The 10,129-nt window shown below is 43.6% G+C and carries 10 protein-coding genes and 1 pseudogene; all 11 read left to right on the top strand.

Going from position 1 to position 10,129, the window contains the following annotated elements:
• Positions 1 to 78 precede the first annotated feature (78 nt).
• The 11 genes and pseudogenes from LD39_RS02595 (at position 79) to LD39_RS02545 (ending at position 9,916) form a co-directional block, all read left to right on the top strand.
• On the top strand, positions 79 to 858 hold the full coding sequence (locus tag LD39_RS02595) for an SDR family oxidoreductase (RefSeq protein ID WP_035542583.1): 780 nt from the start codon (positions 79 to 81) through the stop codon (positions 856 to 858).
• A gap of 36 nt (positions 859 to 894) precedes the next feature.
• Positions 895 to 1,767: a 3-hydroxyacyl-CoA dehydrogenase family protein gene (locus LD39_RS02590; protein ID WP_035542581.1), complete on the top strand. Its 873-nt coding sequence runs from the start codon at positions 895 to 897 to the stop codon at positions 1,765 to 1,767.
• Between the two features lie 13 nt (positions 1,768 to 1,780).
• A complete protein-coding gene (locus LD39_RS02585) occupies positions 1,781 to 2,179 on the top strand; it encodes a thioesterase family protein (protein WP_035542580.1) in 399 nt (132 codons plus the stop codon).
• A gap of 11 nt (positions 2,180 to 2,190) precedes the next feature.
• Positions 2,191 to 3,249 (top strand): phosphotransferase family protein, encoded by a 1,059-nt coding sequence (locus LD39_RS02580; RefSeq protein WP_035542577.1) that lies wholly within the window; start codon positions 2,191 to 2,193, stop codon positions 3,247 to 3,249.
• Positions 3,250 to 3,990 carry a 2-phosphosulfolactate phosphatase gene (locus LD39_RS02575; protein WP_035542575.1) on the top strand — a complete coding sequence of 247 codons (741 nt, stop codon included), beginning with the start codon at positions 3,250 to 3,252 and terminating at the stop codon, positions 3,988 to 3,990.
• Complete coding sequence (locus LD39_RS02570) at positions 3,977 to 5,749, top strand: acyl-CoA dehydrogenase family protein (RefSeq protein ID WP_035542573.1); 1,773 nt, start codon at positions 3,977 to 3,979, stop codon at positions 5,747 to 5,749. The genes LD39_RS02575 and LD39_RS02570 overlap by 14 nt, the downstream gene beginning before the upstream one ends.
• 15 nt (positions 5,750 to 5,764) lie before the next feature.
• Positions 5,765 to 6,550, top strand: coding sequence for an enoyl-CoA hydratase/isomerase family protein (locus tag LD39_RS02565; protein ID WP_035542570.1), 786 nt, complete (start codon positions 5,765 to 5,767; stop codon positions 6,548 to 6,550).
• Between the two features lie 16 nt (positions 6,551 to 6,566).
• A pseudogene (locus LD39_RS02560) lies at positions 6,567 to 7,542 on the top strand (zinc-binding alcohol dehydrogenase family protein).
• Between the two features lie 124 nt (positions 7,543 to 7,666).
• Entirely contained in the window at positions 7,667 to 8,215 is a 549-nt protein-coding gene (locus tag LD39_RS02555) for a GNAT family N-acetyltransferase (protein WP_035542568.1), read from the top strand.
• A 19-nt stretch (positions 8,216 to 8,234) separates the two neighbouring features.
• Positions 8,235 to 9,053, top strand: a complete 819-nt coding sequence (locus LD39_RS02550; protein WP_052158698.1) for a PP2C family serine/threonine-protein phosphatase — start codon at positions 8,235 to 8,237, stop codon at positions 9,051 to 9,053.
• A 56-nt stretch (positions 9,054 to 9,109) separates the two neighbouring features.
• The gene (locus tag LD39_RS02545; RefSeq protein WP_035542566.1) at positions 9,110 to 9,916 is read left to right on the top strand and encodes an alpha/beta fold hydrolase; all 807 of its coding nucleotides are present in this window, start codon (positions 9,110 to 9,112) and stop codon (positions 9,914 to 9,916) included.
• The last annotated feature ends 213 nt before the right edge of the window (positions 9,917 to 10,129 follow it).

Raw genomic sequence — 10,129 nt, 5'->3', positions numbered from 1 at the left:
GGCTTGCGGATGGGCCTGATGAAGTCCATCGGAGACAAATCGCTAAGCTGGAGTTATCAAAGTACAAGGAGTGATTCGATGCATGTGAATCAATTATTTAATTTAACCGGGAAAACAGCCATTGTCACAGGCGGAGGACGTGGTCTTGGCGAGCAGATTGCCGAAGGGCTGGCTGAAGCAGGTGCTAATGTCATTCTATGTTCGCGAAAAGTAGAAGCTTGTCAGGAAACTGCCGCCCGTCTGGAAAATGAACAAGGCATCAAAACCCTCGCTCTTAGCTGTGATGTAACGAACCCAGAAGATATACAAGAGGTGGTCAAACAGACTCTTGATCGATTCGGTACCATTGATGTTCTAGTCAATAACAGTGGAGCGACCTGGGGTGCCCCTACGCTAGAGATGCCGTTGGAAGCTTTCCAGAAAGTCATGAATGTGAACGTGACGGGGACATTCTTAATGTCACAACGAGTTGGAGAAGTGATGGTAAAACAAAAGTCAGGAAAAATCATTAACATCGCTTCTGTCGCTGGACTCGGCGGCGCAGATTCTCGCTTTATGGATACGATTGGTTATAACGCAAGCAAGGGTGCAGTAATCACCTTCACAAAGGATCTAGCGGTCAAGTTAGGACCAGAGAACATTCAGGTGAACGCGCTTGCTCCTGGGTTCTTTCCTACGAAGATGTCAAAAGTTGTGTTGGAGGAAGGCGGCGATTTCATTCTTGATCGCACTCCTTTACGACGCTTCGGAACAAATGAGGATTTGAAAGGAGCGGCCCTTTTTCTAGCGTCTGGTGCTTCGAATTACGTAACTGGAGATGTGCTGGTCGTAGATGGAGGAATGCATGCCAATTGCTAACGTTTATAAGTAATTTTCACCTTGAGGGGGAGAACGATGACAGTTAAAAAAATAACCATAATAGGAGCGGGATCCATGGGGCACCAGATTGCTATGCTCGGAGCACTCGCTGGATATGAGACCTATCTTCAGGATATCAGTCAAGAGTCGTTAGAACAGGCGGAAGAGAAGCTAAAAGCTCTAATGGAAAAGTGGGTGAGCAAAGATAAAATTTCGGAAGAAGAACGTGAGCAGGCTTTTGAAAACCTCAAGTTCACGACGGTTTTGAAAGAAGCTGCCCAAGAAGCAGATTTAGTGATTGAAGCCGTAGTAGAGAAGCTGGAAGTCAAAAGAGAAGTGTTTTCAAAGCTTGATCAGCTGACCCCTTCTCATGCCGTGCTAGCTACAAATTCTTCAACGATTGTCAGTTCGTTGATCGCAGATGTGACGACACGTCCTGAGAAAGTTTGCAATATGCATTTTTTCTTTCCGGCTTTAGTGATGGATTGCGTCGAAGTTGTAAAGGGAGAACACACATCAGATGAAACCGTCTCTTTGGCCATGGAAGTCTGTGAACGCATGAATAGAACAGCTGTCCTTTTGCAGAAAGAGATCTCAGGGTTTATTGCCAATCGAATCTTGTTTGCTATCCAGAAGGAGGCTATGAGCCTTTATGAAGGCGGTTATGCCAACTTCGAAGACATTGACAAAATTGCTAGAAAAGCTTTACGTCATCCGATCGGACCATTTGAATTAATGGATTTATCCGGGATTGATGTTGGTTATTATGTGATGCAGCAGCAGTACGCAGAAACGGGAGATCCAGAGGACAAGCCATCCAAAACATTGACGGAAAAAATGGAAGCAGGGGAACTAGGACGTAAGACTGGTAAAGGGTTCTATTCTTATGAAACGAAAGTAAGAAGCTGAAGGGGGAAGCGATATGCATGAGCACGAGGTGACCATCCGTTTTTGCGAAACCGACTTACTCGGTCATGTGAACAACAACAATTTCTTTGTCTATATGGAAGATTCAAGGATTCACTTTTTCGATGCCCTTGGTCTAGTAATGGAAGATTGGAATTTCATTCTAGCATCGATTACTTGTGACTTTATTAAACAAGTCTATTTCAAGCAAACGTTAATCATTAAAAGCAGCGTGACGAAAATCGGTAACTCCAGCTTTCATCTGGAACAAAATATGGTTGAAAAAGATTCAGGAGAACTTGTAGCTAGAGGCTCATCTGTGATCGTCCATTTCGACTTCGAGAAGCAGAAGAGCTCACCTCTGTCAGAAGATATGAAGAATAAACTAGAGTCTTATCAATTAGCTGCGAACTAGGAGGTTACCGTATGGTACGAACTGAAGATACAAGGCCAGTGAGACCAGGAGAGGAATTGGATGAAAAAAGGGTAGAACGATTTTTGAGGGAACACTTGGACGTTCCGGATGGAGAGCTTTATATTCGTCAGTTCGGTGCTGGCCACTCGAATTTGACATATGAATTGTCTATCGGTGATTGGAATGCTGTGCTTCGCCGGCCGCCTATGGGTCCAGTTGCTCCAAAGGCTCATGATATGGAACGAGAGTTCAAAGTAATCGAAGCTCTTCATCCTGTCTTTCCGTTAGCCCCGAAACCGTATGCTTTTGACTCAGGTGAGGTCCTGGGGCGTCCTTTTTTTGTCATGGAACGGAGAGAGGGATTAGTCTATGACACTTCGTTTCCGGATGAAGTGGAGGAATCAGAAGAACTTAATCGCGAAATTTCAGAGACGATGGTCGATCGATTGGCTGAACTTCATGCAGTCGATTATACAAAAACTCCTCTGGTTGACATGGTCAAACCTGATGGGTTTATGGAACGGCAGATTCATGGATGGATTAAAAGATTTGATAAATCAAGGACTGATGACGTCGTTTCAGGAGAGCGTCTGAAAAGGTGGCTCGTGGATCACATTCCCTCATCTAATGAGCATGCAGTCATTCACTATGATTACAAATTAAATAACAGCATGTTCAGCAAAACGAATCCTTCAGAAATGATTGGATTATTTGATTGGGAAATGACGACAGTGGGAGACCCGCTCGCTGACTTGGGGGCGGCACTGAGTTATTGGATCGAAAACGATGATCCTGAAATGCTTAAAACCGGATTAGGTAAGGTTCCTATAACGATGAGGAGTGGATTTTATACAAGAGATGAATTCATTCAAAGATACGCAGAAAAAAGTGGACTTGATCTGAGTCAAATCCATGTATATCAAACGTTTGCCTATTATAAACTTGCAGGTATTATTCAACAGATTTACTTCCGGTATAAAAAAGGGCAAACGAATGACCCTCGATTTGCAAGCATGAATGTATTTGTGAATAACTTGATCAGCTATGCAGAAGAAACGGCTGGACTCTAAATGGGACGTATCCATGTTGTTTTCAAAAAGGAAGATATTGACCCTGTACAAATGAAAGGAAAAACAGCTGTCGTATTTGATGTGTTATTTGCAACTACGACAATTACGGCTGCACTGGCAGACAATGCTCTTTCTGTCATTCCTGTTTACGATCATTTGCATGCAAAAGAAAAAGCAAAATCGATGAAGGAACCATATTTGCTTGCCGGAGAAGATCAAGGACGAAGGATCGATGGATTTCATCATCCTTTGCGGACTTATCTTCAGCCTCACATAGAGAATAAGCATCTGATTCTTTCTACTACCAATGGCACGGTTGCATTGCAAAGGTCGAGTCAGGCTGATTATTTGTATGCTGCTTCTCTTTTGAATAATCCTGCTATGGCGGCTTATTTATACGAGAGGCATTTCGAGAAAACGATTTTGCTGGTTTGCTCTGGTTCAAGTGGACGATACACGATGGAAGACTTCTATGGGGTGGGCAGTCTCGTTCATCATTTAATGAGTTTTGCAGATTGGGAATTATCAGATGCTGCTAAAACAGCGTGGTATTTTTATCAGGGGAATGCTTCAACTCCTGTCGATTTGCTTGCTAACTCAAGGATTGGAAGCTTGTTGTTGAATGCAGGAATGGCTCATGAGGAAATCGAGTTTGCAGCTCGGGAAGGCTTGTTTGAAGCGATTCCTGTTTACGATCGAAAAACAGGTCAAATCAAGGAGGAGAAACATGTATTCAATTAAACACTCAGTAGCAGGCGGAGAGTTTTTGATAGGACCAATCAGTCCGGAATCCGTCTTTACACCAGAAGATCGAAGTGAAGATCATAAGATGTTTGCTTCCACGGCTCGACAATTTATTTCCCGGGAAATTCGTCCAAATCAGCAAAGAATTGAAGGAGGAGATTATCAGTTTGTTGCTGCTCAGATGAAAAAAGCTGGGGACATGGGCTTGTTAGGGCACAGTGTGCCAGAACGTTTCGGAGGTCTAGGTCTTGATAAGATTACTAAAGGAATTGTTGGAGAAGCTTTAGGAAATGCAGGTGGGTATAGTGTGGCACATTCTAATCACACTTGTATTGCCACACTTCCGATTACGTATTTCGGCAATGAGGAGCAGAAGAAAAAATACTTACCTAAGCTTGCTTCGGGCGAATATTTAGGCGCTTACTGCCTGACCGAACCAGAGGCTGGATCTGATGCTTTATCAGCCAAGACCACCGCAACATTGAATCCTGAAGGAACGCATTATGTATTGAATGGGACGAAGCTCTATATTACTAACGCATCATTTGCAGATACCTTTATTGTCTACGCTAAAGTGGACGGGGAACAATTCACTGCTTTTATTGTCGAAAAAGGTTTCGAGGGTTTATCTATCGGTCCAGAAGAAGACAAGATGGGAATCAAAGGTTCATCAACGTGTTCGGTCGTTTTAGAGGACTGCTTAGTTCCTGTTGACAACTTGCTTGGTGAGGTAGGAAGAGGGCATTTAATAGCTCTTAATGTTTTGAATCTTGGTCGATTTAACCTGGGGTTCGCTACGGCTGGAGCTGCAAAGCACAGCCTGAAACTAGCTATTCAGCATACAGCAGAGAGAAAACAGTTTGGAAGAGCGATTGCCGAGTTTCAAGCTACTAAAGAAAAAATTGCTCAAATGAGCGCACGCATTTATGGAGCGGAATCACTCCTGTATCGTACCGCCGGTCACATTGAATCTGTTCTCGGTGATCACTATGAGACGGAGGACAGTAAAGCCGTAGCGAAAGCAATGAATGAACATGCCCTGGAATCTGCAATATGCAAGATTGTCGGATCTGAAACACTTGATCATGTTGTGGATGAAGCCCTGCAGCTTCACGGGGGTGCCGGGTTCATAAAGGAGTATCCAATCGAACAGGCGTATCGCGATTCACGCATTAATCGTATCTTTGAAGGGACAAATGAGATCAACAGACTTTTGATTCCCGGAACATTTTTCAAGAAGATATCCAAAGGGGAAATTGATGGACTCACTACTATTGAAAAAGCTGAACACTCTTTGAAAAACAGCTTATTCAAAAAGGTGAGCGGGCCATTGGAAAAATTACAGGAAGCGATTGCACTTTTTAAAGATCTTTTCTTAGTATCTGCAGGTGTTGCTTACCGTGTACATGGAGAGTCCATCCAACAGGAACAAGAGGTTTTAATGAAATTAGCGAATATTGCTATTGCTATTTATGAAAGTGAGTCCGTTGTTTTGCGAACGATGAAAGCGATTATGACCTCAGACGGGGAGGCTGAACTTAAAACGAGGCTTTCCTATACTGTGATAGAGCGAACGGCTATGGACGTCCAAAAGAACACGAGCTATATCCTCTCTTCTCTTTTGAAAGGTGAAGAAAGAACAAGATCGCTTCGGAACATCGCTGTATTGTTGAGTGAGTATCAATGGGAAGATGGGATTGAACGTAACCGTGCGATTGCGGATGCGATGATTGATGAAAAACAATATATATCCTAAAAGGAGATGGAATGAATGAAATTAGGTAATGATCACTTGAATGTAGAGATGAATGGTCCGATTATGTCTTGCGTTTTGAACCGTCCAGATTCATTGAACGCGTTTTCTGACCAGATGATATTCGGTCTTCAGGAGGCTCTGGAGGAAGCGGCCTTAAACAATGATGTGAAGGTCGTAGTTCTCTCCGGTGCTGGAAGAGCATTTTCTGCAGGTGGGGATGTGAAGAGCATGGGTCAGACTGGAGCTCAGGAGATTTACGATCATCTCGGTGCTCTCAACGAGCTCATCTTGAAGATCAAAGACCTTTCAAAGCCTGTCGTTGCTGTCGTTCATGGCTATGCGGCTGGGGCAGGCTTCAACTTAGCATTAGCTTGTGATCAGATCCTTGCAGGTGAGGATACGCAATTCATCCTCAGTTTCGCTCAGGTTGGACTAGTCTCCGATGGTGGTGGACACTACTTCTTATCAAGACTTCTCGGCCCTTATCGTGCAAAAGAATTGTTGTTCCGTGCTGAGCCGTTGCCGGTAGAAACAGCGGTTGAGTGGGGATTGGTCAACCGAGTTTTCCCTCTGGGTGAGTTAGAGGAAGCGGCGATGAACTATGCCGTTCGTCTGGCTAAGGGACCAGGTCGTGCAATGGGGATGATGAAAAAGCTTGTCGATCAATCGGACAAGTCAGACTTGGCCACGATTCTCGAACAAGAACGGACAGCGCAGACGATGATGGTATCAACAAATGACCATAAAGAGGGTGTACAAGCATTTAAAGAAAAACGCAAGCCTGAATTCACAGGAAAATAAAGAAGGGGAGGATACAATGAAAGCCATACAATTTAAAGAATACGGCGGACCGGACGTGTTAGAAAAAGTGGACGTAGAAACTCCTTCATTAAAAGAAGGAGAAGTGTTGATCAGAGTTACGGCCATAGGCGTCAACTATGCGGACACGGCGCGACGGGAAGGTGCCTATGTCGTTCCTACTCCACTTCCCCTTTATCCCGGGTGCTGAAGTTGCAGGAATTGTAGAGGATACAGGAGATAGCTCCACACGGTTTCAAAAAGGTGATCGTGTCGTCACCTTAATTGGATCCGGCGGCTACGCTGAATATGTAGTAGCAAACGAACGGACATTGATCCCAATTCCTAACGAACTGGAGGATGCGACAGCGGTTTCTTTACCTCTTCAAGGTTTGACAGCCTATCATTTACTTAAGACAATGGGTCGTCTTGAGAAAGGAGAAACGGTTCTCGTTCATGCAGCTGCAGGCGGTGTAGGGTCTTTGGCCGTCCAATTAGCGAAACTATTCGGTGCAGGAAAAGTAATCGCGACAGCAAGTTCTGATGAGAAGCTTGAACTCGCTTTAGAGTTAGGAGCAGATCATGCCATTAATTATACAAAACCTGATTGGCGAGAAGACGTCATGAATGCGACTGAAGGAAAAGGGATAGACATCGCGCTTGAAATGGCAGGAGGAGATATATTCCATGAGACAGTGAAGTGCATGCGTCCGTTTGGGAGGCTTGTTGTCTACGGTGTCGCGAGCGGCAACCCTGCACAAATGTACCCATCTGGTTTGATGAATCGAAATTTATCCGTAATCGGATTTTTCCTTCCTCAGATCATGAAAAAACCCGTCTTATTTGAAAAAAGTTTACAAGAGCTATTGAAGCTTGTGAGAACTGGTGAATTGAAGCTTACCATTGGAGGAGTTTTCGATTTAGATGATGCATCCCAAGTTCATGAGATGCTGCAAGGAAGAAAGACGAAAGGAAAGATGGTTTTAAAACCTTAAATTGAAAGATGCTGGGACCCCTCAGCATCTTTTTTATTGAATCCCGTATTCATGCAGGAGAACTGCTAAAGATGTCGAATCAAAGCAGTCAGTCTTAATTATAGATAAATAGGGTGGGGAAGGTATGTTTACTTATAAGGTCGATGAAGAATTGACATTGAAGATGATTGAATACAGGGATGCGGAAGAGCTTTTTGCACTGTCCGATCAGTCCCGTGAACACCTTGGCACATGGCTGCCATGGATTCACTTTACCGAATCGGTAGAGGATACAAAGAAATTTATTCATGGCTGTCTGCAGCGATACGCGGATAATGATGGTCAGACGATCTGTATCATGTATAAAGGGAAAATAGCTGGTGTGATTGATTTTCACGAAATGAATTGGAATCATAATAAAACAAGTATCGGGTATTGGATGGGTGTCGATTATAAAGGTCTTGGATTGTTGACACGTTCCTGCAAAGTATTGTTTGATCACGCCTTTAAAGACCTTGGATTGAATCGGATTGAAATTAGAGCAGCTGAAGAGAACGTTAAGAGTCGAGCTGTTCCTGAACGGCTGGGCTTCGTGCAAGAAGGGATCATCCGCGATGCGGCTAATATGTATGGGACGTATGTCAATCATGTCGTATATGGAATGGTTAAGAGTGAATGGATGAATCATTCTTAATGATCGGAGGGACAAATCAATGAAGAAACGTATACGCTCCATCGAACAAGTCAATGTTACGAGTCCTGAAAAACAAGAAAGTGAGGATGCCTCTATTGTTCATGAGCATGCTGGGGTCTTTGGAGTTCTTGACGGAGCTACTCCTCTTTCTGGCTTTCAGAATCAAGATGGTCACAATGGGGCATATCTAGCTGCGCAGTTGTTTAAAAATCATTTTCAGAGACTATCTGTAGGAGCTGAATTAGTAAAAGAAGTAACAAAAGCGAACGATAAATTGCGAAGTGAAATGCTCGATCATAAAATCAATATCGATATAGGATACGAGCGCTGGTCGACCTGTGTGGCTGTTGTAAGAATTTCTGAGCAAGAGTTGGAGTTTGCTCAATTAGGCGATTCTATGATCATGGTCGGCTATGTGGATGGAACTTCAAAGCTGTTGACGAGGGATACAGTCGAAGGCATCAGTGAGCGAGCAAAACTTAAGAGAAATAAAGACCGGGAATTAGGGAGGAAGGTTCAAGCAGAGGAGCATTTTGAGGATCCTTTAAATCAATTAAGATTCAATCGTTCCATGGCTAATATTGCGAATGGCTACTCAGTAGCGAATGGGATGAAGAACGTAGAAGAGTACATCCAGGCAGGGAAATTAGCCTTAAGGGATATACAGTACGTATTTATTTTTTCTGATGGACTGTTTCATCCAGAACTGAACCTCGACGAAACGTATCGGCAAGTCCGTGATTTTGGGTTAATGAATTATATTCAAAAAGTAACAGAAGTACAGCAGGATAAGAGTCTTCGAGTGGACGACAGGACTGCGATTTGGATCACTTTTTAGGGTTCTAGAGGGTGAAGGGAGGACATAAACTTTTTAGCATGATAGGAGGTGGGGAGATGGCCTTTTTAAAATTGGATGATGAAATTGAAATGTTTTATGAGGATGAAGGAAAAGGGAAGACGCTTGTATTTATTCACGGGGTATGGATGAGCAGCCGGTTCTTTAAAAAACAAGTCCCTGATCTAAAAGAAAAATACAGAGTGATTACTGTTGATCTCCGCGGTCATGGAGCATCTTCCAAATCAAATACAGGGCATACGGTTGGCCAATATGCTCGAGACCTGCGGACATTAGTCCGTGAATTAGGTTTAGAAGACATCACTTTAGTCGGCTGGTCTATGGGGGCTTTTGTTATTTGGGAGTACCTCCACCAATTTGGCGAAGAAGGTGTTCTTTCGACAGTGATCGTTGATGAGCTGGCTTCTGATTTTAAGTGGCCAGACTTTGAGATCGGTGCTTTTGATCTTGCCGCATTGACTCATATGATGAGAGAACTGCAGCATGATCAAATAAGTTTGCTTCAAGGTTTCTTGCCTTTAATGTTTAAAGAAGAACTTGATGAAGAGAATTTGAATTGGATGCTGGAGGAGACTTTGAAAGTTCCCGCTAGTATTGCGAGTGCGATTCTATTCGATCAATCGGTCATTGATTGTCGCCCTTACCTGGCAGCCATTCAATCACCAACCTTGTTATGTTTTGGCAGGGAAGAAAAGTTGATTCCTGTTGCTGCGGGAGAGCATCTACGACAGTCGATTCCGAACAGTCGCTTAGAGATATTTGAAAACAGCTGTCACTGTCCATTCCTCGAAGAACCTGCTAAATTTAATCAAGTGATAGACACTTTTCTCGAGTCACTTTGCTAGACTTCTAAAAACCTTGTTAAATCTTGATTTTGATTTTTCGTATTCAATTAAAGCTCCCTATTCCGTAAGACTCAGTTTCGAGATAATGGCTGTTTCCGTTGCCTTGGATAGAGAAGGGAGTGCCGGGAAATCACTCGCTTTCCGTGGGCGGGCGCTGTGCCTTCTCGGACTTCGTCCTCCGGGGTCTCACCTGTCCCTTTGTATCCCACAGGA

The sequence above is a fragment of the Halobacillus sp. BBL2006 genome (assembly GCF_000786645.1).
GTDB lineage: Bacteria > Bacillota > Bacilli > Bacillales > Halobacillaceae > Halobacillus.
This window is presented reverse-complemented; position numbering and strand designations above follow the sequence as displayed.